Origin of the sequence: Ensifer aridi (assembly GCF_002078505.1) — a bacterium.
Classification (GTDB): Bacteria; Pseudomonadota; Alphaproteobacteria; order Rhizobiales; family Rhizobiaceae; genus Sinorhizobium; species Sinorhizobium aridi.
Window position 1 is genome coordinate 61,086 of record NZ_LUAV01000007.1, and the last position, 25,247, is coordinate 86,332.

Below are 25,247 nucleotides of genomic sequence, written 5' to 3' on the forward strand. Positions count from 1 at the left end.
CCTGAATGGGCGAGGTGCGCAAATCGGCATCGCTGATTTCCCGTCTTTTGCGGGCTTTCGGAGTGTCGGCGGGCGCATCTCTCTTGTCTGGGTTTGCGGGCATCTTGGCGTTCGGGGCGTTTGCCTGGCTGCTGACGAGGTTCTTTGAGGCCGATGAACTGCCGTTCGACGGACCGGATTTCGCGTTGGTAGGCCTTAACGTCCTCCCGGTGGCAGTGATCGCGGGCCTGTTGGCGTTCGTCGCGCAGATGCGACCCGCACCGGCAGCGGCGCTGAAGCAAGGCATGCTGCTCTTGCTGGCGCTTATGCTTACTGCTGGGATGGCATGTGTTGTGGCGGCGATCTATTCGAACGACGGCATCGGAGTTATTGATCTCCTCTACCTCTTGGGTGCAGTGATCCCCTGCGCGCTTGCCGTGATCACCCAATGGGCCCTCGTCGACTGGGCGTCAAGGCGCACCGGTTCAGATTTCCTCACCAGTCTAGGCGAAACGTGAATGAAAACAGTCCTTTGCTACGGTGACAGTCTGACCTGGGGCTACGACGCGAGCAGCGCGGGTCGGCACGCGTTGGAGGATCGCTGGCCGAGCGTGCTGCAGAAGGCGCTCGGCGCCGGCGTAAATATCATTGCCGAGGGGTTGAACGGTCGCACAACGGCCTATGACGACCATCTGGCGGACTGCGACCGAAACGGCGCGCGCGTCCTGCCGACCGTGCTTCATAGCCACGCCCCGCTCGACCTCGTCATTCTCATGCTCGGCTCGAACGACATGAAGCCGGCGATTCATGGCACGGCCTTCGGCGCCGTCAAGGGCATCTCGCGGCTCGTCAGTCTGGTGCGCAAGCACGACTGGCCGACCGAGGCAGGGGAAGGGCCGGACATCCTGATCGTCTCACCGCCGCCGCTTTGCGAGAGCGCCAACAGCGCCTTTGCAGCCATGTACGCGGGCGGCGTCGAGCAGGCGGCGATGCTGGCATCTCTCTATCGGGACCTCGCCGATGAGCTCGACTGCGGCTTTTTCGATGCTGGTTCGGTCGCACGAACGACGCCGCTCGATGGCGTTCATCTCGACGCGGACAACACCCGGGCGATCGGCCGTGGATTGGAGCCGGTCGTCAGGATGATGCTCGGGCTCTGACGATGACGGCTGGCGCGACCCTCAGGCCCGCGAAACGGAGCGATGCGGCAGAGCTTGCGATCCTCATCGATATCGCCTCGCATGGCTTTGCCTCCTGGCTCTGGTACGGCGGCGTGCTCAGCAAATCTGCCGAAACCGCCTTCGAGCACGGCCGCAACCGGCTGCGGCAGGATTCGGGCCTCGGCACCTGGCGCGATGCGGTCGTGGCCGTTGTCGAGGATGAGATCGTCGGCGTCTCGGTCTCCTACGCGATCGACGCCTCCATTCGGGAAATCGAGCCGAAGCATCCGGTGCTCGGCCCTCTGCTTGCACTCCAGAGCCAAGTGGTTGGTCACTGGTTCATCGATAGCCTCGGTGTCTACCGGCATCACCGCGGCAAGGGGATCGGCCGCGCGTTGCTCGAGAATGAATTTGCCCGCGCTGGAGAGGCGCCGGTGAGCCTCATCACCGAAAGCCACAATGACGTGGCGCAGGCGCTCTACAAGAGGAACGGCTTCGAGGAGGTGGCGCGTGCCGCGGCCGTGCCGCTCTTCGAAGACAGCAGGAAACACGATTGGGTGCTTTTCACCCGCAAGGTCGCTTGAAACAGAGGTAGGAAACACATGGCTGAGAATTACGACGTCATCGTTATCGGTTCGGGCCCGGGCGGCTATGTGACCGCCATCCGCTCGGCGCAACTGGGCCTGAAGACGGCGATCGTCGAGCGCGAGCACCTCGGCGGCATCTGCCTCAACTGGGGGTGCATTCCGACCAAGGCGCTCTTGCGCTCGGCCGAAATTCTCGACCACGCCAACCACGCCAAGAATTATGGCCTGACGCTCGAAGGCAAGATGACCGCCAACGTCAAGGACGTCGTCGCCCGTTCGCGCGCCGTGTCGGCGCGGCTGAACGGCGGCGTCGCCTTCCTCATGAAGAAGAACAAGGTCGACGTGATCTGGGGCGAGGCTAAGCTGACGAAGCCTGGCGAGATCGTCGTCGGCGCGCCGTCGAAGCCCGCCGTGCAGCCGCAGAACCCGGTTCCTAAGGGTGTGAAGGGCGAGGGTACCTATACCGCCAAGCACATCATCATCGCGACCGGCGCGCGGCCGCGGGCGCTGCCCGGCATCGAGTCGGACGGCAAGCTGATCTGGACCTATTTCGAGGCGATGAAACCCGAGGAAATGCCGAAGACCATGCTTGTCATGGGCTCCGGTGCGATCGGCATCGAATTCGCGAGTTTCTACCGCTCGATGGGCGTGGACGTGACCGTCGTCGAACTGCTGCCGCAGATCATGCCGGTTGAGGACGCGGAGATCTCCGCCTTTGCCCGCAAGCAGCTCGAAAAGCGCGGCATGAAGATCTTCACGGATGCGAAGGTGACGAAGGTCGAAAGGGGCGCCAACGACGTGACTGCCCATGTCGAGACGAAGGACGGCAAGGTCACGCAGATCAAGGCGGATCGCCTGATTTCCGCAATCGGCGTCCAGGGCAATATCGAGAATCTCGGCCTCGAGGCGCTGCGCGTCGAGACCAGCCGCGGCTGCATCGTCACCGACGGCTACGGCAGGACCAATGTCGCCGGCATCTATGCGATTGGCGACGTCGCCGGCCCGCCGATGCTCGCGCACAAGGCCGAGCATGAGGGAGTGATCTGCGTCGAGAAGATCGCCGGCGTTCCCGGCGTGCACGCGCTCGACAAGGGCAAGATTCCGGGCTGCACCTATTGCGACCCGCAGGTCGCCTCCGTCGGTCTCACCGAGGCGAAGGCCAAGGAACTCGGCCGCGAGATCCGCGTCGGGCGCTACAGCTTCGGCGCCAATGGCAAGGCCATCGCGCTCGGCGAGGACCAGGGCCTGATCAAGACGATTTTCGACAAGAAGACCGGCGAACTCCTCGGCGCGCACATGGTCGGCGCCGAAGTGACCGAACTCATCCAGGGCTTCGTCGTCGCCATGAACCTCGAGACGACCGAGGAAGAGTTGATGCACACGGTCTTCCCGCATCCGACACTTTCGGAAATGATGAAGGAAAGCGTGCTCGACGCCTACGGCAAGGTGCTGAACGCGTGATGACGCGCCGCCGTCCGGAACTTTCGATCGCATCACGCATTGATTGCACGGCATTTTCAATGCGCGGAGGTCGTTATGAGTCTGAACGGAGTGGGCATTTTGGCCGCCATCATCATCGGCGGTCTTGCCGGTTGGCTGGCGGAGCAATTCATGCACAGCCAGATGGGGCTGTTTGCGAATATCATCCTCGGCATCATCGGTGCGGTCGTGCTGAATTTCATCCTGGCCGCCTTCGGCTTGGCCTATACCGGATGGGTGGCCTATCTCATCATCGGCTTTATCGGCGCCTGTCTGCTGATCGCGGCGGGGCGGGCCGTCAGAGGTTAGGGATCCACTCGCCATTCACTTGCGGTCGGGCTGCCATGCAAATGGTGGCCTGACTTTTCATGTCCGGCTCGTTATATAGATCGAAAGCGGGCGCAGCGGCTTAAGCCGAGGCCCGATACGATGAAGGAAGTCACATGGTAACGGTTTTCGATGCGGTCTCGGATCGGGCTCAGCGCGTTCGCCACCCGGAAAAGGCGCACAGACCCGACACCGAAGTCCTGCGCAAGCCGGACTGGATTCGCGTGAAGGCGCCGACCTCGAAGGGCTACATGGAGACCCGCTCCATCGTGAAGGGCAACAACCTCGTCACCGTCTGCGAGGAAGCCGGCTGCCCGAATATCGGCGAATGCTGGGACAAGAAGCACGCCACCTTCATGATCATGGGTGAGATCTGCACGCGCGCCTGCGCCTTCTGCAATGTCTCGACCGGCAAGCCCAACGCCCTCGACCTCGAAGAGCCCGCCAATGTCGCCAAGGCCGTCAAGCAGATGGGCTTGAGCCACGTGGTCATCACCTCGGTCGACCGCGACGATCTCGATGATGGTGGTGCCGAGCATTTCGAAAAGGTGATCTTCGCGATCCGCGAGGCGTCCCCCGCGACGACGATCGAGATCCTGACGCCCGACTTCCTGAGGAAGCCCGGCGCGCTTGAGCGTGTCGTCGCCGCCAAGCCCGACGTTTTCAACCACAATCTCGAAACGGTGCCCTCCAACTATCTGACCGTGCGCCCCGGCGCACGCTATTTCCATTCGATCCGGCTGCTGCAGCGGGTCAAGGAACTCGACCCCTCGATGTTCACCAAGTCCGGCATCATGGTCGGCCTCGGCGAGGAGCGGAACGAAGTGCTGCAACTGATGGACGACCTGCGCACCGCCGACGTCGATTTCTTGACGATCGGGCAGTACCTGCAGCCGACCCGCAAGCATCACAAGGTCGAGAAATTCGTGACGCCGGAGGAGTTCAAGTCCTACGAGACGGTCGCCTACACCAAGGGCTTCCTGATGGTCTCATCGAGCCCGCTCACCCGCTCGTCGCACCATGCCGGCGACGATTTCGCTCGGCTGAAGGCGGCGCGCGAGAAGAAGTTGGCTGCAGCGGAATAAGCCGGCATCTGCCGCTTTTAATTGAGGCTACTCGTCTTGCTGAAGCGGGCGTGAGATTGTAAATCGCAACCTCTGGACGTGGGTCTATCGAGGGAGGTTTCGATGCAATCCGCCGAGGTAGGTGCTTGCTGGGAGGCGAATGCCGAGAACTGGACGAAGTTCTCGCGTGCGGGCTACGACGTTTATCGCGATGCGCTGAATACGCCCGCTTTCCTAGATATGCTTCCGTCCATCGCTGGGTTGCGTGGCCTCGATCTGGGCTGCGGCGAAGGGACCAACACCCGCCGGCTTGCGGAATGCAAGGCGCGGATGACCGCGATAGATATCGCGCCGAGCTTCATCCGCCTCGCTCAGGAACAAGAGGCAGAAGATCCTCGGGGCATCCGGTACATGCTTGGCGATGGTCGAGACCTGCCTTTCGCCGACGGTGAGTTCGATTTCGTTACCGCTTTCATGTCTCTGATGGACATGCCCGACCAGCGTCGTGTCCTGCAGCAGGTCTTCCGGGTTCTCCGCGGGGGCGGCTTTTTCCAGTTCTCCATCCTCCACCCCTGTTTTGTGCCTCCGCGTCGCAAGACCATTCGTGACGAGAAGGGAGACTGTCGCGCCGTCGAACTGGCGGATTATTTCGACGAGACCGACGGACGGATCGAGACGTGGCTGTTTTCGACGATTCCGTCGGAAGAACGGGAGGGTGTTGCCCCCTTTCGTGTCCCGCGCTTTCACCGGACGCTCAGTACCTGGATGACGATGATCGTCGCGTCGGGTTTCTCGCTAGAGGAGTTCCGCGAGCCGATGGCGTCCGAGGAGGCTGCACGGTTGTACCCGGCCGTCGCGGACACGCGCGTTGTTCCGATATTCCTTCACATCCGCCTCAGGAAACCCCTATCCCGATGAAACATGCAGTGTCGGCCACTTTTCAGAAGGCGCGCTGGGTGCCCGGAAGCTCGCGCCGAAGTCCAGGTGTGTTTCCGGGAGGATTACGGTGCGCAAATTCACCTCCTCCTTGATCTTCCCACGCCGCGGCCTTAACTCCAAATCATGCCGCACTTCGAAACCAACCACGTCGTCAAGCATTCGGCCGAGCAGATGTTCGACCTCGTCGCCGATGTCGAGCGCTATCCGGAGTTCCTGCCGCTTTGCGAGGCCTTGAGCGTGCGCTCGCGCAAGGAGAGGGAAGGGAAGGTCCTGCTGATGGCGGACATGACGGTGGGATATAAGGCAGTCCGCGAAACCTTCACCACACAGGTGCTGCTGAAGAGGGCGGAGTTGTTGATCGACGTCAACTATATCGAAGGGCCGTTCAAATACCTCGATAACGTCTGGCGTTTCGAGCCCTTGAACGAAACCGAATCGATCGTCCATTTCTGCATCGAATACGAGTTCAAGAGCCGCATTCTCGGGGCTTTGATGGGCTCGATGTTCGACCGCGCCTTCCGGATGTTCTCGGAGGCTTTCGAAAAGCGGGCCGACGTGATCTACGGCGCCGGCGCCTGAGCGATCTCTCCGACGAGGCCGAGCGCGGTTCTAACCGCAGCCAGCCGCACCGCATCTCGGCCGATATCCCCGAAGCGCATCTCGCGATGAACAAGCGCACCGTCGCGTCCGGCCGCGGCGAAATGGACGAGGCCCGCCGGCTTGTCCGCTGAGCCGCCGCTCGGGCCGGCAATACCCGTGACGGCCACGGCGAAATCGGAGTCCGAATGCGAAACGGCACCGAGGGCCATTTCCATGGCCGTCTCGCGCGACACCGCGCCGTGTGCGGCAAGCGTTGCGAGCTTGACCCCGAGCATCTGGACCTTCGCGTCGTTCGAATAGGTGACGAAACCGCGATCGACGACGGAAGACGAACCGGCGATCTCGGTCAACACCCCGGCGATCAGGCCGCCGGTACAGGACTCGGCCGTCGCGAGTTTGAGCCCGCGCGCGGTGAAGTCCTTGATGATTGCCCGCGCTTTCTGCTCGATATCGGCAGGCCACATCACGTTTCGCTCCGTGGTGCGTAGACGACCGTCGCGGTGGCAATTGCCGCGATGCCTTCCCTGCGGCCGACGAAACCGAGCTTCTCATTAGTCGTCGCCTTGATCGAGCAGCGGTCGAGGGAGATATCGAGCATTGCCGCAAGGTTCTCGCGCATCTGCTGGCGATGCGGCCCGACTTTCGGCGCCTCGGCGATCAGCGATACGTCCGCATTGGTGATAGTGCCGCCGCGCTCGCGCACGATCCGCGCCGCGTGCTCCAGGAAGATGCGGGAGGGTGCGCCCTTCCATTGCGGGTCGGAGGGTGGGAAATGATCGCCTATATCGCCCTCGCCGCAGGTCGCAAGGAGCGCATCGGTCAAGGCATGCAGGGCGACATCCGCGTCGGAATGGCCGGAGAGCTTGCGGTCGTGCGGGATGAAGACGCCGCAGAGTGTGACGCCGTCGCCCTCGACGAGCTGGTGCACGTCATAGCCGTTGCCGGTGCGCACATCCGGAATTGCGTGGCGTGTCAGCTTCTCGTCCGCCATCGAAATGTCCCTTCGCAATGTCAGTTTGATGTTGTCGGCCGATCCCTCCACCAGAAGAACCGGGATGCCGGCCCATTCGGCGATCGAGGCGTCGTCGGTGAAGTCGGCTCGGCCGCCTGCGGCCGCTCGGCGGTGGGCGGAAAGAATCGTCTCCAACCGGAAGCATTGCGGCGTCTGCGCGGCATAGAGATCGGCCCGCGGGACCGTCTCCTCTACGATGCCTCCGGCTCTAGCGCGTTTCAGCGTGTCGGCGACGGCGACCGCCGGAAGCACCGCCTCGGCCCCGTGCTGCAGCGCTGCGTGGCAGCGGTCGAGGAGGGCGTGATCGAAAAACGGACGCACGGCGTCGTGGATCAACACATATTCGGCGCCCGTGGCGGCGAGTGCTTCCAGGCCGGCAAGCACCGAAACCTGGCGCGTCGGACCGCCGTGAACCACGGTCAGATCGAGCTGGCGAGACATCCGCTTGCGTGCCGATGCGAACAGGTCTTCATCGTCCGGGTGAATGACAACGACGACCGGACCCGTGCCGGTCCATGTCGCGAAAATGTCAAGCGTATGAGCGATAACCGGACGATCGCCGATCCTGCGATATTGCTTCGGCCCCTCGGCCGACTGGCCGGCGCGCTCGCCGCGCCCGGCCGCCACGATGACGATGCCGCAGGAGAACTGGTCTTCGAATTGCATCTTCTGTATGTGTCCCGCCGTTCGCCGATCTTCGCCGTGGTGTACCGCGAAGGTCCCGTCATTGCCAGCCATCTGTGCATATCGCCGGAAACTGTGAAGCGGTATGACCGATATGCACGGAGAGGAAAAATTGAAGCGCGTTCGTGCACTTCAAGGAATTTTGTCGACCGCGTCAAAACCGCTTGGCAAGTTCGAGAACAGTGGCTAAAAATAGTGCAAGAATATTATGTGCCCGAAAGATATGCATTTGCCGCCATCGGCCCTCTCATCGTCGCTCAAGATCGGGAAAGCTCAAATCCGCAATCGGATAGCGCTTGCGCCGATGTCCGGGGTGACGGATTTGCCCTTTCGCATGCTTGCGTGGCGCTTCGGCGCGGGCTTTGTCGTGACCGAGATGGTGGCGAGTCGTGAACTGGTCTGCAATGCGGCTGAATCCTGGGCGCGGCTCAGGAATTCCGGTATCGATCCGCACATCGTCCAGCTTGCCGGGCGCGAGGCGCACTGGATGGCGGAGGCGGCGCGAATCGTCGAAGCCAATGGCGCGGACATCATCGATATCAATATGGGCTGCCCCGCCAAGAAGGTTACCGGCGGTTATTCCGGCTCGGCGCTGATGCGTGACCCGGATCATGCCCTTTCCCTCATCGAGGCGACGGTGAAGGCGGCCACCGTGCCGGTAACGCTGAAGATGCGGCTCGGCTGGGACGAAAATTCGATCAATGCGCCGCTGATTGCACGGAGGGCGGAGGAGGCTGGCGTGCAGGCCATCACCATCCACGGCCGCACGCGCATGCAGTTCTACAACGGAAAGGCGAATTGGGATGCGATCCGGGCGGTCCGCGAGGCGATCTCCGTTCCGCTGATTGCCAATGGCGATGTCGATACGCTCGCCGACGCCATGGAAATCCTGCGCCGGTCCGGCGCAGACGCGGTCATGGTCGGGCGGTCGTGCCAAGGACGGCCCTGGCATCCGGGCGTTCTTGCGGGCGTTGCCGCTCATCCCGATGTGACCGACATCGCCCGGATATTCGCCGAACATTACGAGATGATGCTCGAATTCTATGGCGTGGAGATCGGTCTTCGCCACGCCCGCAAGCACGTCGCCTGGTATCTGGACCGCTTCGCGGCCGATCTTCAGGTCGCGGAGAAGGCGGCGATCCTGACATCGACGGATGCGCGTCTCGTCAGTGATCGCGTGGCGGCCGCGATCGTGCGGTCTGCCGGGGAGATCGTCACGGAGGAGATTGCGGCATGAGCGAAATGGCAACGGCGCCGGCAGGAGGTGCCAACGACCTTTCGATGGCGGTCCTCAACGCGATCCAGAACCCGGTCATTCTCGTCGACGAAAACGGCTTCGTGGCCTTCGCGAACTGGGAGGCGGAGTCCTTCTTCGGTGCAAGCGCCAATCACCTTGCCCGGCACGATATCAGCGCCTTCATCCCCTTCGGCAGTCCGCTCCTGACCTTGATCGAGCAGGTGCGCGAGCGGCGGGCGCCGGTCAATGAATACCGGGTCGACCTGAGCTCGCCGCGCCTCGGCGCCGACAAGCTCGTCGACCTCTACGTGGCCCCTGTCCTGTCGCAGCCAGGGTCGGTGGTGATCGTCTTCCAGGAACGGTCAATGGCCGACAAGATCGACCGGCAACTGACGCACCGTGCCGCCGCGCGGTCGGTCACGGGTCTTGCCTCGATGCTGGCACACGAGATCAAGAACCCGCTCTCCGGCATCCGTGGCGCGGCACAGCTCCTCGAAACCTCGGTCAATGACGAGGACCGCGCCCTTACAAGGCTCATTTGCGACGAGACGGACCGTATCGTTTCGCTCGTCGACCGCATGGAGGTCTTTTCCGACGAGCGGCCCGTCGACCGCGTGCCGCTCAATATCCATTCGGTGCTCGACCACGTGAAGGCGATCGCCAAGGCCGGCTTCGCCCGCAGTATCAAGATTTCCGAGAACTACGACCCGTCGCTGCCGCCGGTCTTCGCCAATCGCGACCAGCTCGTTCAGGTCTTCCTCAACCTGGTCAAGAATGCCGCCGAGGCGATCGGCGACAGGGCAGATGGCGAGATCATGCTGACGACCGCCTATCGGCCGGGCATCCGGCTTTCGGTCGCGGGGACGCGCGAAAAGATTTCGCTCCCTCTGGAGTTCTGCGTGCACGATAACGGCCCGGGTGTTCCGGCCGATCTGCTGCCGCATCTTTTCGACCCCTTTATCACCACCAAGACGAACGGGTCGGGCCTCGGCCTGGCGCTCGTGGCCAAGATCATTGGTGGCCATGGCGGCATCGTCGAATGCGACAGTCAGCATAATCGCACCACTTTCCGCGTTCTGATGCCGGCCTCCAAAGGATTGGCGGCGGACGACGAAACTCCGATGACAAAAGGAACCAATGGATGACGGGCGCAACGATCCTCGTAGCGGATGACGACGCTGCCATTCGCACCGTGCTCAACCAGGCCCTGAGCCGTGCCGGATACGACGTGCGGATCACCTCCAATGCGGCGACCCTCTGGCGCTGGATTGCCGCCGGCGATGGCGACCTGGTCGTCACCGACGTGGTGATGCCGGACGAGAATGCCTTCGATCTCCTGCCGCGGATCAAGAAGGCGCGACCGGACCTGCCGGTCCTGGTGATGAGCGCCCAGAACACCTTCATGACGGCGATCAAGGCATCGGAGAAGGGCGCCTACGATTATCTGCCGAAGCCTTTCGACCTGACCGAGCTGATCGGCATTATCGGCCGGGCGCTTGCCGAGCCGAAGCGCCGCCCTTCCAAGCTCGACGACGACTCGCAGGACGGCATGCCGCTCGTCGGCCGCTCCGCCGCCATGCAGGAAATCTACCGGGTGCTGGCGCGCCTGATGCAGACCGACCTGACGCTGATGATCACCGGCGAATCCGGGACCGGCAAGGAACTGGTCGCGCGTGCGCTGCACGACTATGGCAAACGGAGAAACGGCCCCTTCGTCGCGATCAACATGGCGGCGATCCCGCGCGACCTCATCGAATCGGAACTGTTCGGCCACGAGAAGGGGGCGTTCACCGGCGCGCAGACCCGCTCCACCGGCCGTTTCGAACAGGCCGAAGGCGGAACGCTCTTCCTCGATGAAATCGGCGACATGCCGATGGACGCTCAGACCCGGCTTCTGCGCGTACTGCAGCAGGGCGAGTATACGACGGTCGGAGGCCGCACACCGATCCGCTCCGACGTGCGCATCGTCGCAGCGACGAATAAGGATCTGAAACAGTCGATCAATCAGGGGCTTTTCCGCGAGGACCTCTATTATCGGCTGAACGTCGTTCCGCTGCGCCTGCCGCCGCTCAGAGACCGCGCCGAGGATATCCCGGATCTCGTCCGCCATTTCGTTCAGCAGGCCGAAAAGGAGGGGCTCGATGCCAAGCGCTTCGATCAGGAGGCGCTGGAACTGATGAAAGCGCATCCCTGGCCGGGCAATGTGCGCGAGCTCGAGAACCTCGTCCGCCGGCTGACCGCACTTTATCCACAGGATGTCATCACTCGCGAGATCATCGAGAACGAGCTGCGCTCGGAGGTGCCCGACAGCCCGATCGAGAAGGCCGCAACCCGTAACGGTTCGATGTCGATCTCGCAGGCGGTCGAGGAAAACATGCGCCAATATTTCGCAAGCTTTGGCGACGCCTTACCGCCTTCCGGCCTTTATGACCGCGTGCTTGCGGAGATGGAATATCCGTTGATTCTCGCGGCGCTGACGGCCACGAGGGGCAACCAGATCAAGGCAGCCGATCTGCTCGGTCTCAACCGGAACACCTTGCGCAAGAAGATCCGCGAGCTTGGGGTCTCGGTTTATCGCAGCTCGCGTAGCGCTTGACTAAGATGCAACACCGTTGCATTTTCGCCACAATGCGTTGCTTGAACCTCCGGTAGGCGTCGATTCGACAGGCGCTTCGGTTGAGCCGTTGCGTGCGGGGGCCATCCTGGGACGGCGCCGCCGCGTTCAGTTCTTAGGTCGGGAAGCGCAGGCTTGTGCCGGTGTCATCCGTGCGCCGGTTTGGGGGAAGCATTTTTCATGGTGGATGGAATGGCCTTGCCATTGGGCACGGAGGACGGTGTCACTGCTGCCCAGGATCGGCGAGCTTCCTTCGCTTTGCCGGGGCTGATGCTGGCGACCGGCGCGCTGATCTGTGCCACCCTGTCGCTTCTCGTTCTTCTTGGTCTGACCCCCATTCGGCCCGAGCGCAACATCGTCATCGCCTGCGCCGGCATCAACGGTATCTTCGTCGTTGGCCTGATCTATCTCATCGCCCGCGAGATCCTGCGGCTCTTGAGGGCGCGCAGCAAAGGGAGGGCGGCGGCGCGGCTGCATGTGCGCATCGTCGCGCTGTTCTCGATCGTCGCGATCACGCCCGCCATCCTGGTCGCGATTTTCGCCAGCATCACCCTCGACGTCGGCCTCGACCGTTGGTTCTCGCTGCGCACGCAGGCGATCGTCAGCTCTTCGCTCAACGTCGCACAGGCCTATGTGTTGGAGAATGCCAGCTATCTCCAGGGCCAGACGGTTTCGATGGCCAATGACCTCGAGCGTAACCGCCAGCTCTACAGCCTCGACCGCACCGGATTCATCGAATTGATGACGCGACAGGCGCGCGGCCGCGGCATGCTCGGCGCCTTTCTTGTGCGCGCTGACGGGAGCGCCATACTTCAGGCCAATATCTCGACCGACCGGCCGCTGCCCGCCATTCCGCAGGACGCGCTGAAAAGCACCGTCGCCGGCCAGCCGACGCTTATTCCTCCTGGCGTCACCAATCTCGTAGGCGCCGTCGTTCCGCTGGAAAACATTCCCGGCACCTATCTCTACACCGTCCGCAACGTCGATCCGGAAGTCATGCGCTCTATGCGGCTGATGGAGGAGAACACCGCCGAGTACAAGGCGCTCGAGGCGGGGCGTACATCCCTGCAGATCGCCTTCGGCGTCCTCTACATCGGCTTCGCTCTGATCGTGCTCCTGGCAGCGATCTGGACCGCCATCGCCGTCGCCGACCGCATCGTTCGGCCGATCCGGCAGTTGATCGGCGCGGCCGACAGTGTCGCCTCCGGCAATCTCGATGTCGTCGTACCCGTCCGCGCCGTCGATGGCGATGTCGGTAACCTGTCGCGTACCTTCAACAAGATGGTCAGCGAGATCCGCACCCAACAGGAGCAGATCCTGGTGGCGAAGGACGAGGTCGATCAGCGGCGCCGGTTCATAGAGGCGGTGCTTTCCGGCGTCACCGCAGCGGTCATCGGCGTCGGCAGGGACCGTCGCATCACCATTTTCAATCCCTCATCCGAAGAGGTCCTCCGTAGGGACGCCGCCGGGCTCATTGGAGCGAGCCTCAGCGAGATTGCGCCGGAGATCGAAGCGGTGCTCGTCGAGGCCGAAAGCCGCTACCGCAACGATTATCGTAAGCAGATCAACATCATGCGTGGCGGAACTGAGCGGACACTGAATGTCCAGGTAACTCGGGAGGAGGGCGACGAATCGCACGGCTCCTACGTCATCACTATCGACGACATCACGGATCTGGTGATCGCGCAGCGCTCCACGGCCTGGGCGGACGTTGCCCGCCGCATCGCGCACGAGATCAAGAACCCGTTGACGCCGATCCAGCTTTCGGCCGAGAGGCTGAGGCGCCGGTACGGCAAGCAGATCGACCAGGAGGACAGGGCGGTTTTCGACCAGTGCACGGACACAATCGTACGCCAGGTGGAGGACATCGGCCGCATGGTGGACGAGTTCTCGGCTTTTGCGCGCATGCCGAAGCCGACGAAGGAAAAGTCCGACCTGCGGGCGATCCTGAAAGACGCCGTCTTCCTGCGCGAGATGGGCAACAACCACATCACGTTCGTGCGCGATTTCGGCGACGAACCGCTCGACGGGCAGTTCGACAGCCGCATGCTCGGCCAAGCCTTCGGCAACATCGTCAAGAATGCGGTGGAGGCGATCGAGGCGGTGCCGGCGAGTGCCGCGCGGGCAACGCCGAAAATCGTCATTCGCTCCCGTCGCGACGGCGCCACCGGGCGCTATGTCGTCGATGTCATCGACAACGGCAAGGGGCTGCCGACCGAGAACCGGCACCGGATTCTGGAGCCGTACATGACGATGCGCGAGAAAGGGACGGGGCTCGGCCTCGCAATCGTCAAGAAGATCATCGAGGACCATGGCGGGCAACTGGAACTGCACGACGCACCGGCGGATTTCGACGACGGCGTGGGGGCGATGATCCGGGTGATTCTGCCGCCTGCCGGAGAAACCGGAGGCGAAAATACTGTGAAAGATAAGGGCAATACCAATGGCGGCTGATATTCTGGTTGTGGATGATGAGGAAGATATCCGTGAGATCGTCTCCGGTATCCTGTCGGACGAAGGCCATGAGACGCGGACCGCTTACGACAGCGACAGCGCGCTTGCGGCGATCAACGACCGCGTGCCGCGGCTCATTTTCCTCGACATCTGGATGCAGGGCAGCAAGCTCGACGGGCTGGCGCTTCTCGACGAGATCAAGAGCCGCCATCCCGATTTGCCGGTGGTGATGATTTCCGGCCATGGCAACATCGAGACGGCCGTTTCCGCCATCAAGCGCGGCGCTTATGACTTCATCGAGAAGCCGTTCAAGGCGGATCGGCTCATTCTCATCGCCGAGCGCGCGCTCGAAAATTCGAAGCTCAAGCGCGAAGTCTCCGAACTGAAAAGAAAGTCTGGCGACCCGGTGGAGCTCATCGGGACCTCCGTTGCGGTCTCGCAACTGCGCCAGATGATCGAGAAGGTGGCGCCGACCAATAGCCGCATCATGATCCAGGGGCCGTCAGGCTCCGGCAAGGAACTCGTCGCGCGGATGATCCATCGCAAGTCCGCGCGGGCGAACGGTCCTTTCGTCGCGCTGAACGCCGCTGCGATCACGCCGGATAGAATGGAGATCGCCCTTTTCGGCACCGAGGGCACAGCCGGCCAGCCGCGCCGAACAGGCGCGCTCGAGGAGGCGCATGGCGGCATCCTCTATCTCGACGAGGTCGGCGAGATGCCGCGCGAGACGCAGAACAAGATCCTGCGCGTTCTCGTCGATCAGCAGTTCGAGCGCGTGGGCGGTTCGAAGCGCGTCAGGGTGGATGTTCGTATCATCTCCTCGACCGCGTACAACCTCGAGAACATGATCGCGGAAGGACTTTTTCGCGAAGACCTCTACCATCGGTTAGCGGTAATCCCGGTTCGCGTGCCGGCCCTTGCCGAGAGACGGGAGGACATCCCCTTCCTCGTCGACATGTTCATGCGCCAGGTGAGCGAACAGGCGGGCATTCGCCCGCGCAGGATCGGCGAGGACGCGCTCGCCGTGCTGCAGGCGCATGACTGGCCAGGCAACATCCGGCAGTTGCGCAACAACATAGAGCGCCTGATGATTCTCGCACGAAGCGACGGGCCGGATACGCCGATCAGCGCCGACATGCTGCCCAATGAGGTGGGAGATACCTTGCCGAAGATTTCCGCCCAGGGCGATCAGCACATCATGACCCTGCCGCTGCGTGAGGCGCGTGAAATGTTCGAGCGCGATTATTTGATCGCGCAGATCAACCGGTTCGGCGGAAATATCTCGCGCACCGCTGAATTTGTCGGCATGGAGCGCTCCGCCCTTCACCGCAAACTGAAATCGCTGGGTGTATGATTCGAAGTCGTCACCGAGTGGATTTCCCGCCGCGTGCCGAGCGATTCGAAGGGCCTGTCCGAGGACTTAAGGAACAGCGATGAAAGTGATCATATGCGGGGCGGGGCAGGTGGGTTACGGCATTGCCGAACGTCTGTCGCGGGAGAACAACGACGTCTCGGTGATCGACACCTCCGCCGCGCTGATCGCCCACATAACCGAGACGCTCGACGTGCGAGGCTATGTCGGCCACGGCGCACATCCGGAAGTGCTGGCGAAGGCCGGCGCCGATCAGGCCGACATGATTATCGCCGTGACGCTGTTCGACGAAGTCAACATCGTCGCCTGCGAAGTGGCGCACGCGATCTTCAACGTGCCGACGAAGGTGGCCCGTATCCGGGCACAGGCTTATCTGGCGCCGGAATATTCCGACCTCTTCTCACGCGAGAACGTGCCGATCGATGTTACGATTTCGCCGGAAATCGAGGTGGGGCGGCTCGTGCTGCGCCGGATCTCCTTTCCGGGCGCGACCGATGTCGTGCGTTTCGCCGACGACCGCATCGCCATGCTGGCGATCGAGTGCATGGAGGATTGCCCTGTCGTCGACACGCCCCTCCAGCAACTGAGCGAACTCTTCCCCGATCTGCTCGCAACCGTCACCGGCATCTTCCGAGATGGCAAATTGATCATCCCGCATTCGTCCGACGAGCTGAAAACCGGCGATCTCGCCTATGTCGTCTGTGACCGCGACCAGGCGCGCCGAACGCTTGCGCTCTTCGGCCACGAGGAGCAGGAAGCGCGCAGGATCGTCATACTGGGCGCCGGCAATATCGGTTATTTCGTCGCCCGGACGATCGAGGAGCAGCAGCCCCGCATGCGGGTGAAGCTCATCGAGAACGACCGCGATCGCGCCGTCCTCGTCGCCGACAAGCTCAACAGCGCGGTCGTCCTGCATGGCTCGGCCATGGACCAGCGTATCCTGATGCAGGCGGACGTCCAGGATGCCGATCTCGTCGTCGCGCTGACGAACAACGATCAGATCAATATTCTCGGCAGCATGATGGCCAGGCGCCTCGGGGCGAAGTCGACGCTCGTGCTGATCAACGAACCCGCCTATCAGGATTTCGCCGGCACCGCGGGGGTCGACGCCTATATCAACCCGCGGGCCGTGACCATTTCGCGTGTGCTGCAGCATGTGCGCAAGGGCCGAATCCGATCGGTCTACGCCGTCCAAAACGGTGTGGCGGAGGTGATCGAGGCGGAAGCGCTTGAAACCTCTCCGCTGGTCGGCAAGGCGCTGCGCGAGCTTGAATTGCCGGAGGGCATTCGCATCGGTGCGCTCTATCGCGACAAGGCCTACATCCGCCCCGACGGCGATACGCGGATAAAGGCGAAGGATCGCGTGGTCCTGCTTGCCGCCGCCGAGGCCGTCCGCGACGTCGAACAGCTTTTCCGAGTGAGCATCCAATATTTCTGAGGCCCCCATGCCGAGAGTAGCCTATGTCAACGGGGCCTATGTACCCCACGCCGAAGCCGCCATTCACGTGGAGGACCGCGGCTACCAGTTTGCCGACGGCGTCTATGAAGTCTGCGAGGTGCGGCATGGCTTTATCGTCGATCTTCGCCGCCACCTCGATCGCCTCGACCGTTCCCTGAACGAGCTCGGCATCGGCTGGCCGATGAGCCGGGCGGCGCTGACCCATGTCATTCGCGAGGTGCTCCGCCGGAACCGGGTCAGGAACGGTCTCTTCTATCTCCAGGTCACCCGTGGGGTCGCCCGTCGGGATCACGTCTTCCCGTCAAAGGACACGCCGCCGTCGATCGTCGTCACGGCGAAGCGGACGGACGCCGCGGCGATCGCCCGGAAGAATACCGAGGGCATCTCGGCGATAACGGTGCCGGAAAACCGCTGGGATCGCGTCGACATCAAAACCGTCGGTCTCCTCCCGAACGTTTTAGCGCGCCAGAAGGCGAAGGAACTCGGCGCGCAGGAAGCGATCTTCGTCGATGCGGACGGCACGGTCAAAGAAGGGGCGGCGACGAATGTGTGGATCGTGGACAGGGACGGGATCTTGCGCACGCGCCCGGCGGAGCATGGCATTCTGCGCGGCGTGACGCGGACGACGCTCATGGATGTGGCAAAGCCGCTCGGCGTTAAGATCGAGGAAAAGGCTTTTTCTGTGGAGGAAATGCTTGCGGCCCGGGAGGTTTTCGTGACCGCCGCCACCAGCATCTGTTTCCCGGTTGTCTCCATAGACGGGAAGACCATCGGCAACGGCCATCCGGGAAGCATAGCGCAGAATATTCGCGAAGCCTTTTTCGACATTGCGGAAAAGACATTGATTTGATACCAAACTTGGAGAGGTGTCGGGGACGGTACTGTGACGCCTCGAAATCGCAGAATTTGACAAAAGGCCCCGGCGAAAAACGGCCGGCAAATAAGAAAGAAGCGGCGCGATGGCGGAACGTTCTCAAAACTTGCAGGATCTCTTTCTCAATACGGTCCGCAAGCAAAAGATTTCTTTGACCATTTTCCTCATCAACGGCGTCAAACTGACGGGTGTCGTAACATCGTTTGACAATTTCTGTGTCCTGTTGCGCCGCGACGGCCATTCCCAGCTCGTCTACAAGCACGCCATCTCGACGATCATGCCGGGCCAACCGCTGCAGATGTTCGAGAATGAGGAAGCAGCATCCTGACGGGACGTGAGGAACATTACAAAGCGTGATTCAAAATCGTCGTCGATCATCCCGGAGCTGGAACGGCTCCGCGACGACACGCGTGCTATCGTCGTCGTCCCGGTCCTTAAGAAGACGGGAAAACCATCCGCGGATGTCCTGACGCAGCCGATTGCGCGTTCCGACGAGAGCCGGCTGGAAGAGGCGACGGGTCTGGCGCTTGCCATCGAGCTCGACGTGGTGCACGGCACGATCGTGCCCGTCGCCCAGCCGAAACCCGGCACGTTGCTCGGCAGCGGCAAGATCGAGGAGATCGGCCATATCCTGAACGAGAAGGACGCAGGCCTGGTGATCGTCGATCACCCCCTGACACCGGTCCAGCAGCGCAATCTCGAAAAAGAATGGAACGCCAAGGTTATCGACCGTACGGGCCTCATTCTCGAAATCTTCGGCAGGCGCGCCTCCACCAAGGAAGGTACGCTTCAAGTCGATCTCGCTCACCTCAATTACCAGAAGGGCCGTCTGGTCAGAAGCTGGACCCACCTCGAACGCCAGCGCGGTGGGGCGGGCTTCATGGGCGGTCCGGGTGAAACGCAGATCGAAGCTGACCGCCGCCTGCTGCAGGAGAAGATCGTGCGGCTGGAGCGCGAGCTGGAGCAGGTGCGCCGCACCCGGCAGCTTCACCGTTCGAAGCGCAAGAAGGTGCCGCACCCCATCGTAGCTCTGGTCGGCTATACGAACGCCGGTAAGTCGACGCTTTTCAACCGGATGACCGGAGCGGGCGTGCTCGCCGAGGACATGCTTTTCGCAACGCTCGACCCGACGCTCCGGCGTCTGAAGCTGCCGCACGGGCGCATGGTCATCCTCTCGGACACCGTAGGTTTCATCTCCGATCTTCCGACGCATCTGGTCGCGGCCTTCCGCGCCACGCTCGAGGAAGTCCTCGAAGCCGACCTGATCCTGCATGTCCGCGACCTCTCCGATCCCGACAATCAGGCGCAGGCGAGTGACGTGTTGCGCATCCTTGCCGATCTCGGCATCGACGAGAAGGAGGGGGCCGAGCGCATCGTCGAGGTCTGGAACAAGATCGACAAGCTCGAGCCGGAGGTGCGTGAGGCGCTGGTGAAGAAGGCTGCGATTGCCGAGAACACCGTAGCGGTCTCCGCCATCACCGGCGACGGCGTCGACGAGCTTCTTGCTGAAATCGGCCGGCGCCTTTCAGGCGTCATGACGGAATGCACGGTCGTCCTCGGTCTTGATCAACTGCAGTTGCTGCCTTGGGTCTACGAGCATGCGATCGTGGATGGGCGCGAAGACCTCGAGGACGGACGGGTCGGCCTCGACCTGCGGCTGACCGAAGCGGAGGCCGCCGAGCTTGAGAGGCGATTGGGCAACGGACCGAAACCGATCGAAGAGGATTGGTGAAATTGACGTAACGGCATGCCGCTACGTCAATTGTCTCTCGATCGCCTTCGCCGCCTGCCAGAGTTCTTCCATGCGCTCCAGCGAAGCGGCATCGAGCGTCTCGCCGCCCGCTTCCAGCTCCTGTTCGATGTGGCCGAAGCGGCGCCGGAATTTGGTGTTGGTACCGCGCAGCGCCATTTCCGGGTCGGTGCCGATGTGACGGCCGATATTGACCATTGCGAAGATAAGGTCGCCGAGTTCGTCCGCGACCTTTCGCTGGTCCCCATCCTTGAGCGCTTGCCGCAACTCGCCGATCTCTTCCTCGATCTTATCGAGGATCGGCTCCGGTTCCGACCAGTCGAAACCGACCTTTGCCGCACGTTCCTGAAGCTTCAGGGCTTCCACAAGCGCCGGGAAACTCCGCTGAACGGAGCCGAGATGGCCGGCTTCCGTTTCTTGCGGCTGACCGCGCTTCAGGCGCCGCCGCCGTCGGTCCGCCTTTTCCGCCTGCTTGATCTGTTCCCATTGCAGCTTCACGGCCTCCGGCGTCTCCGCGTCGGAGCGGGCGAAGACATGCGGATGGCGGCGGATCATCTTGCGGGTGATGGCTTCGACGACGTCGCCGAAGGAAAATTCGCCCGCCTCCTCCGCCATGCGGGCATGGAACACGACCTGCAACAGCAGATCGCCGAGCTCGTCGCAGAGATCGTCCATGTCGTGGCGCTCGATCGCGTCGGCAACCTCATAGGCCTCTTCGATCGTGTAGGGCTTTATCGTTTCGAAGGTCTGGACGATGTCCCAGGGGCAGCCCGTCTCCGGTGCGCGGAGGGCGGCCATGATATCGAGCAGGCGTTGAATGTCGCGTGAGGGTTCCATGGTTCAGTTCAACGGTATCGCGTTGTTGTCCTTGCCCGCCTGGTAGCTGTCGGACAGGTGATTGTAGCGCTCGCGAATGCGGGCATCCTGGGTTGCGAGCCGTCTCTTCGTCTCTGGATCGGCATCTCCGAGGAGCGCTGCGATCGATGCGGATGCCCAGAAGGCATTCTCCCGGGCATAGCCGCCGGGCTCAAGGCGGAAGACTTCCTTGAGGATCTTGAGATCGTGCGGGATCGAGAAACTGTCGCGCGAATCCTCGTGACTGAAGAGGTAGTAAAAATTGTCGAACCCGGCCCAGGTGATGGCCGAGAGACACATGGAGCAGGGTTCATGCGTCGACAGGAAGATCAGTTCGCGCGTGTCGGGCTTGTCGGCGAGCTCGTAGAAGCGCTTGAGCGTGTGGACCTCGCCGTGCCACAGCGGGTTTGCCGTCTCGTTGTTGGTTTCGGCGAGCACCAGCGAAAGATCGGATTTGCGCAGGATAGCGGCGCCGAAGACCTTGTTGCCGGCGGCCACGCCCCTCTCGGTGAGCGGCAATATAGCGTTCTCGATGACCGTGAGCAGGCGCTCGGCCAGTTCACACTGTTTCATGTCTGGAGCCTCCGGCTGTCCGCCGGCATTTAACGGAGATCGCGCGAATGGCGCAATGGCCGGACGGCCTATCGGCCTCGGACTTCGGAGATATTTGCTCAAAAAGATTGGCTGTCGAGCAAAACAATACGTGACTCTAAAAGCAATGAAATTTCTGTTTCTTCAATTGTCGCCGCCTATAGGGGATATTCGCCGCAGCCTGTAGAAGGAGCCGCCCCCTTAATATGTCGCAGCAATTGTCTGTTTTCCCGGCATTCTTTCGCGTCGCGCAGAAAAGCGTGGCGGTGTTCGGCAATGGGGACGAGGCCTTCGCCAAGGTACGGCTGCTTTTGAACACCGAGGCGCACATCGTCGCCTATGCCGATCACCCGGAACCGGCCTTCGGGGCTTTCCTGAAAACCAATGGCATCGCGACGGTTCGCGAGCCTTTTGCCGCCCACCAGGTGGAAGGTGCGGTACTTGTCTTCGCTGCGACCGGCGATGCGGCGGCTGACCGGACGATCGTCGCGGCGGCACGCGAGCGGAAGATTCCCGCGAACGCCGTCGATCAGCCGGACTATTGCGATTTCCTGACGCCGGCGCTCGTCAACCGCGCGCCGGTCGCCGTCGCGATCGGCACGGAAGGGGCAGGGCCGGTTCTGGCCCAGATGATCCGTGCGCAGATCGACCAGTTGCTTTCGCCGTCGCTTGGGCTCGTCGCGTCGCTCGCGGCGAGTTATCGCGAAGCAGTCGATCGTCTCGTGCCGCGCGGCGCCGCGCGCCGTGTTTTCTGGCGGCACTTCTTCTCGGGTCCTGTCGCCGATAATGTCGCCCTCGGCGACTTCGCGTCCGCCCGCCGCGAGGCCTCGCGGCTTCTCAATGAGGCCGAGCGCGTTTCCGGGCATGTCTGGTTGGTCGGTGCCGGTCCTGGCGCCGAAGATTTACTGACGCTGAGGGCGCAGCGGGTGATGATGGAAGCCGACGTGATCGTCTATGACGCGCTCGTGCCCCAGGCGATCGTCGATATGGGCCGGCGCGACGCAGAGCGTCTGTCGGTCGGCAAGCGCAAGGGCTGCCATACCAAGTCGCAGGACGAGATCAACCAGTTGCTGGTAAAGCTTGCCGGCGAAGGCAAGCGCGTCGTTCGGCTGAAATCGGGCGATCCTTTGGTTTTCGGCCGCGCCGGCGAGGAGATGGCGGCCTTGCGCGAGGCGGGTATCAGTTACGAGATCGTGCCCGGCATCACCTCCGCCTTTGCCGCGGCTGCCGATTTCGAGTTGCCGCTGACGCTTCGCGGCGTCGCGTCTTCGCTGGTTTTCACGACGGGGCATGACCTTGCTGGCGACGTGCTTCCCGACTGGGCGCGGCTTGCCGTTTCCGGCGCGACGATCGCGGTCTATATGGGGCGCACCGTGGCTGCTTCGGTCGCTGGCCGCCTCATGCAGGCGGGCCTGCCTCCGGAGACGACAGTCGCCGTAGTCGAGAACGCCAGCCGCGCGGAGCGCCGCCTGCTGCACGGAACGCTCAAGGATCTGCCGGACCTCGAGACCCGTACGGAACTCGACGGGCCCGTCATGGTGATCATCGGCGATGCGGTTGCCGGCGCCAACTTCGGCCGGTCGGAGCCGCTTGCGGCCGGCCGCCGGCAAGCCAGCGACGCCGCGAAGCGCACGGAACAGATTGGGAATTGAGGACAACGCAATGGTGGACAAGGTTTTGACGGCGAATCGTCTGGCGGATGGCATATCCGTCTGGCTCGACGCCTCGGGTAACTGGGTGGAGTCGCTGCAGGATGCTTTCGTCGCGCGCCATGCGGAGGCCGTTGCTGCACTGGAGGCAACCGGAAAGCGCTCGTTCGATGAGAATAAAGTGGTAGACGTCAACGTTATCGACGTCGAGGAAGTCGACGGCACGCTTCGCCCCTTGCGCATGCGCGAACGCATCCGCGCCGAGGGGCCGTCTATCCCGTATGCTCCCGGATATCATGGGCTTGCCGGCCCGAAGAATGTCGCTGCCTAAGGACCTGAGACCCGATGTACCGTTACGACGAATTCGACCACGCCTTCGTTTCCGCACGCGTCGAGCAGTTCCGCGACCAGGTCCAGCGGCGGCTCTCCGGCGAACTCGCGGAAGACGCCTTCAAGCCGTTGCGCCTAATGAACGGCGTCTATCTGCAGCTTCATGCCTATATGCTTCGCGTCGCCATTCCGTATGGCACACTTTCGAGCCGCCAGATGCGCATGCTGGCGCACATCGCCCGCAAATACGACCGCGGCTACGGACATTTCACCACACGCCAGAACATCCAATACAACTGGCCGCGCCTTTCCGACACGCCGGATATCCTCAGCGACTTGGCAAGCGTGGAAATGCATGCGCTGCAGACCTCGGGCAATTGCATTCGCAACGTGACCGCGGATCACTTCGCCGGTGCCGCTGCCGATGAAGTCGCCGATCCGCGTCCCTATGCGGAAATCCTCAGGCAATGGTCGAGCGTGCATCCGGAATTTTCGTTCCTGCCGCGCAAGTTCAAGATTGCCGTGACCGGCGCCGAGCGCGACCGCGCCGCGATCCAGGTGCACGATATCGGTCTGCACCTGAAGAAGGACGAGAACGGCAAGCTCGCCTTTGCCGTCTATGTCGGCGGCGGGCAGGGGCGTACCCCGATGATCGCCAAGAAGATCCGCGACTTCCTGCCGGAAGAGGATCTGCTGTCCTACACGACGGCGATCATGCGCGTTTACAACCTCTATGGCCGCCGCGACAACAAATACAAGGCACGCATCAAGATCCTCGTGCACGAGACCGGTGCCGAAGAGCTGGCGCGCCAGGTCGAAGCCGAATTCGCCAATTTGAAGGACACGGAGCTGAAGCTGCCGGATGCCGACATCCAGGCGATCGCCGCCTATTTCGCGCCTGCGGCGCTCCCGAACCGTCCGGAAGGCTGGGGAAATCTCGCCCGATGGAAGAAGGCCGATCCGGAATTTGCCCGCTGGGTGCATCAGAACGTTCAGCCGCACAAGCATCCCGACTACGGCATGGTGACGATCTCGCTGAAGCCGATCGGTGGCATTCCAGGCGACGCTAGCCACGAGCAGATGGATGCGGTCGCCGATATCGCCGACGAATACGCCTTCGACGAAATCCGCGTCAGTCATGAGCAGAACTTGATCCTGCCGCATGTGGCGCTTGCCGATCTGGAGCCCGTCTACCGTGCGCTTGTCGCGGCCGGTCTTGCGACTGCCAATGCCGGGTTGATCACCGATATCATCGCCTGTCCCGGGCTCGACTACTGCGCGCTCGCCAATGCGCGCTCGATTCCGGTTGCACAGGAGATTTCGAGCCGTTTCGGTTCGCCCGAACGGCAGGCCGAGATCGGCGAGCTGAAAATAAAGATCTCCGGCTGCATCAATGCTTGCGGGCATCACCACGTCGGCCATATCGGCCTTCTGGGCGTCGAGAAGAAGGGTGAAGAGCTTTATCAGATCACGCTCGGTGGTTCCGGCGACGAGAACACATCGATCGGCGAGATTATCGGCCGCGGCTTCGAGCCGGAGAAGGTAACGGACGCGGTGGAAACGATCGTCAACACCTATCTCGGCCTGCGCCGGGAAAAGTCGGAAACCTTCCTCGAAGCCTACCGTCGGGTAGGGCCGCAGCCTTTCAAGGATGCGCTCTATGGCGGCGGTGCCCAGGCAGCCGCATGAAGCAGGGATAAGAAGCAGATGACGAAAATCTGGAAAGAAACCGGCTTCGTGAACGATGATCCCTGGATCGTTGAGACCGAGGAGACCAAGGCCGGATCAAACGAAAAGGCGATATTGGGTCTCGGTCCGTTCCTGGAAGCGGTCGCCGCAGGCGATGCCCCCGGTCTGGGCGTGCTGATCGCACCGGCCGACGACGTGACGCGTCTCGCGCCTTATCTCGATCGCCTCGCGCTGGTGGCCGTCGCGTTTCCGGCCTTCAACGACGGCCGGGCCTTCAGTCACGCTTCGCTGCTGCGCACGCGGCTCGGCTTCAAGGGCGAGATTCGCGCCGTCGGTGACGTGCTGATCGATCAGATTCCGCTGATGCTGCGTTGCGGGATCGACAGCTTCGCCGTGACGAACGCCACCGCGATCAGGCGGCTCTCGGAAGGGCGGCTGCCGGGCATAGCCAACCATTACCAGCCGACGGCGAAGCCATCTGCCGATACGAATTCCTATAGCTGGCGCCGCGTCTCGTGAAAGACGCGCGCCCGCGACAGTGT

Annotated in this window: 25 protein-coding genes; 21 read left to right on the plus strand and 4 right to left on the minus strand. The window is 62.5% G+C overall.

Translation table 11 applies throughout. The annotated features are described in order from the left end of the window. Positions 1–5 precede the first annotated feature (5 nt). The 8 genes from AYK65_RS07185 (at position 6) to AYK65_RS07220 (ending at position 6,114) form a co-directional block, all read left to right on the plus strand. Entirely contained in the window at positions 6–497 is a 492-nt protein-coding gene (locus tag AYK65_RS07185) for a hypothetical protein (RefSeq protein ID WP_139793141.1), read from the plus strand. Then, entirely contained in the window at positions 498–1,139 is a 642-nt protein-coding gene (locus AYK65_RS07190) for an SGNH/GDSL hydrolase family protein (protein WP_026614311.1), read from the plus strand. A 2-nt stretch (positions 1,140–1,141) separates the two neighbouring features. After that, positions 1,142–1,723, plus strand: coding sequence for a GNAT family N-acetyltransferase (locus AYK65_RS07195; RefSeq protein ID WP_026614310.1), 582 nt, complete (start codon positions 1,142–1,144; stop codon positions 1,721–1,723). A gap of 18 nt (positions 1,724–1,741) precedes the next feature. After that, complete coding sequence (gene lpdA, locus AYK65_RS07200) at positions 1,742–3,187, plus strand: dihydrolipoyl dehydrogenase (protein WP_081158101.1); 1,446 nt, start codon at positions 1,742–1,744, stop codon at positions 3,185–3,187. 75 nt (positions 3,188–3,262) lie between these two features. Continuing rightward, complete coding sequence (locus tag AYK65_RS07205; protein ID WP_026614308.1) at positions 3,263–3,514, plus strand: GlsB/YeaQ/YmgE family stress response membrane protein; 252 nt, start codon at positions 3,263–3,265, stop codon at positions 3,512–3,514. A 134-nt stretch (positions 3,515–3,648) separates the two neighbouring features. Next, positions 3,649–4,617: a lipoyl synthase gene (gene lipA / locus AYK65_RS07210; protein ID WP_026614307.1), complete on the plus strand. Its 969-nt coding sequence runs from the start codon at positions 3,649–3,651 to the stop codon at positions 4,615–4,617. 102 nt (positions 4,618–4,719) lie between these two features. Beyond that, positions 4,720–5,514, plus strand: a complete 795-nt coding sequence (locus tag AYK65_RS07215) for a class I SAM-dependent methyltransferase (RefSeq protein WP_026614306.1) — start codon at positions 4,720–4,722, stop codon at positions 5,512–5,514. A gap of 144 nt (positions 5,515–5,658) precedes the next feature. After that, entirely contained in the window at positions 5,659–6,114 is a 456-nt protein-coding gene (locus AYK65_RS07220; RefSeq protein WP_026614305.1) for a type II toxin-antitoxin system RatA family toxin, read from the plus strand. Here AYK65_RS07220 and AYK65_RS07225 read toward each other — a convergent pair. Continuing rightward, complete coding sequence (locus AYK65_RS07225; RefSeq protein ID WP_081158102.1) at positions 6,096–6,599, minus strand: CinA family protein; 504 nt, start codon at positions 6,597–6,599, stop codon at positions 6,096–6,098. The two genes, AYK65_RS07220 and AYK65_RS07225, sit on opposite strands and share 19 nt — an antisense overlap. Beyond that, positions 6,599–7,813 carry a bifunctional 2-C-methyl-D-erythritol 4-phosphate cytidylyltransferase/2-C-methyl-D-erythritol 2,4-cyclodiphosphate synthase gene (locus AYK65_RS07230; protein ID WP_046118531.1) on the minus strand — a complete coding sequence of 405 codons (1,215 nt, stop codon included), beginning with the start codon at positions 7,811–7,813 and terminating at the stop codon, positions 6,599–6,601. Before AYK65_RS07230 ends, AYK65_RS07225 begins: the two co-directional genes overlap by 1 nt. A 226-nt stretch (positions 7,814–8,039) precedes the next feature. Between AYK65_RS07230 and dusB the strand changes: the two genes are divergently transcribed. The 9 genes from dusB to hflX all read left to right on the plus strand — a co-directional run bounded on the left by dusB (position 8,040) and on the right by hflX (position 19,573). Next, on the plus strand, positions 8,040–9,068 hold the full coding sequence (gene dusB, locus AYK65_RS07235; protein WP_081158103.1) for a tRNA dihydrouridine synthase DusB: 1,029 nt from the start codon (positions 8,040–8,042) through the stop codon (positions 9,066–9,068). After that, positions 9,065–10,213, plus strand: coding sequence for a two-component system sensor histidine kinase NtrB (locus AYK65_RS07240; protein WP_046118244.1), 1,149 nt, complete (start codon positions 9,065–9,067; stop codon positions 10,211–10,213). Before dusB ends, AYK65_RS07240 begins: the two co-directional genes overlap by 4 nt. Next, a complete protein-coding gene (gene ntrC, locus AYK65_RS07245; protein WP_026614300.1) occupies positions 10,210–11,664 on the plus strand; it encodes a nitrogen regulation protein NR(I) in 1,455 nt (484 codons plus the stop codon). The genes AYK65_RS07240 and ntrC overlap by 4 nt, the downstream gene beginning before the upstream one ends. A 198-nt stretch (positions 11,665–11,862) precedes the next feature. Then, a complete protein-coding gene (ntrY, locus tag AYK65_RS07250) occupies positions 11,863–14,136 on the plus strand; it encodes a two-component system sensor histidine kinase NtrY (RefSeq protein WP_046118242.1) in 2,274 nt (757 codons plus the stop codon). After that, complete coding sequence (ntrX, locus tag AYK65_RS07255) at positions 14,126–15,490, plus strand: two-component system response regulator NtrX (protein WP_026614298.1); 1,365 nt, start codon at positions 14,126–14,128, stop codon at positions 15,488–15,490. The genes ntrY and ntrX overlap by 11 nt, the downstream gene beginning before the upstream one ends. A 79-nt stretch (positions 15,491–15,569) precedes the next feature. After that, positions 15,570–16,946: a Trk system potassium transporter TrkA gene (gene trkA, locus AYK65_RS07260; RefSeq protein WP_026614297.1), complete on the plus strand. Its 1,377-nt coding sequence runs from the start codon at positions 15,570–15,572 to the stop codon at positions 16,944–16,946. 7 nt (positions 16,947–16,953) lie between these two features. Continuing rightward, on the plus strand, positions 16,954–17,817 hold the full coding sequence (locus AYK65_RS07265; protein WP_026614296.1) for a D-amino-acid transaminase: 864 nt from the start codon (positions 16,954–16,956) through the stop codon (positions 17,815–17,817). A 109-nt stretch (positions 17,818–17,926) separates the two neighbouring features. Next, entirely contained in the window at positions 17,927–18,169 is a 243-nt protein-coding gene (gene hfq, locus AYK65_RS07270; RefSeq protein ID WP_003535434.1) for an RNA chaperone Hfq, read from the plus strand. Between the two features lie 6 nt (positions 18,170–18,175). Then, on the plus strand, positions 18,176–19,573 hold the full coding sequence (gene hflX / locus AYK65_RS07275) for a GTPase HflX (protein WP_081158104.1): 1,398 nt from the start codon (positions 18,176–18,178) through the stop codon (positions 19,571–19,573). Between the two features lie 21 nt (positions 19,574–19,594). Here hflX and mazG read toward each other — a convergent pair whose 3' ends face one another. Together mazG and AYK65_RS07285 are read right to left on the minus strand one after the other, a co-directional pair. Continuing rightward, the gene (gene mazG, locus AYK65_RS07280) at positions 19,595–20,428 is read right to left on the minus strand and encodes a nucleoside triphosphate pyrophosphohydrolase (protein WP_081158105.1); all 834 of its coding nucleotides are present in this window, start codon (positions 20,426–20,428) and stop codon (positions 19,595–19,597) included. A gap of 3 nt (positions 20,429–20,431) precedes the next feature. Next, positions 20,432–21,019 carry a deaminase gene (locus AYK65_RS07285; RefSeq protein WP_081158106.1) on the minus strand — a complete coding sequence of 196 codons (588 nt, stop codon included), beginning with the start codon at positions 21,017–21,019 and terminating at the stop codon, positions 20,432–20,434. 224 nt (positions 21,020–21,243) lie between these two features. Between AYK65_RS07285 and cysG the strand changes: the two genes are divergently transcribed. The 4 genes from cysG to AYK65_RS07305 are packed head-to-tail and all read left to right on the plus strand — an operon-like array spanning position 21,244 to position 25,224. Further along, a complete protein-coding gene (cysG, locus tag AYK65_RS07290) occupies positions 21,244–22,689 on the plus strand; it encodes a siroheme synthase CysG (protein WP_081158107.1) in 1,446 nt (481 codons plus the stop codon). 10 nt (positions 22,690–22,699) lie between these two features. Then, complete coding sequence (locus tag AYK65_RS07295; RefSeq protein ID WP_026614292.1) at positions 22,700–23,017, plus strand: DUF2849 domain-containing protein; 318 nt, start codon at positions 22,700–22,702, stop codon at positions 23,015–23,017. 14 nt (positions 23,018–23,031) lie between these two features. After that, positions 23,032–24,705 carry a nitrite/sulfite reductase gene (locus AYK65_RS07300; protein ID WP_081158108.1) on the plus strand — a complete coding sequence of 558 codons (1,674 nt, stop codon included), beginning with the start codon at positions 23,032–23,034 and terminating at the stop codon, positions 24,703–24,705. Between the two features lie 18 nt (positions 24,706–24,723). Then, a complete protein-coding gene (locus AYK65_RS07305; protein ID WP_026614290.1) occupies positions 24,724–25,224 on the plus strand; it encodes a DUF934 domain-containing protein in 501 nt (166 codons plus the stop codon). The last annotated feature ends 23 nt before the right edge of the window (positions 25,225–25,247 follow it).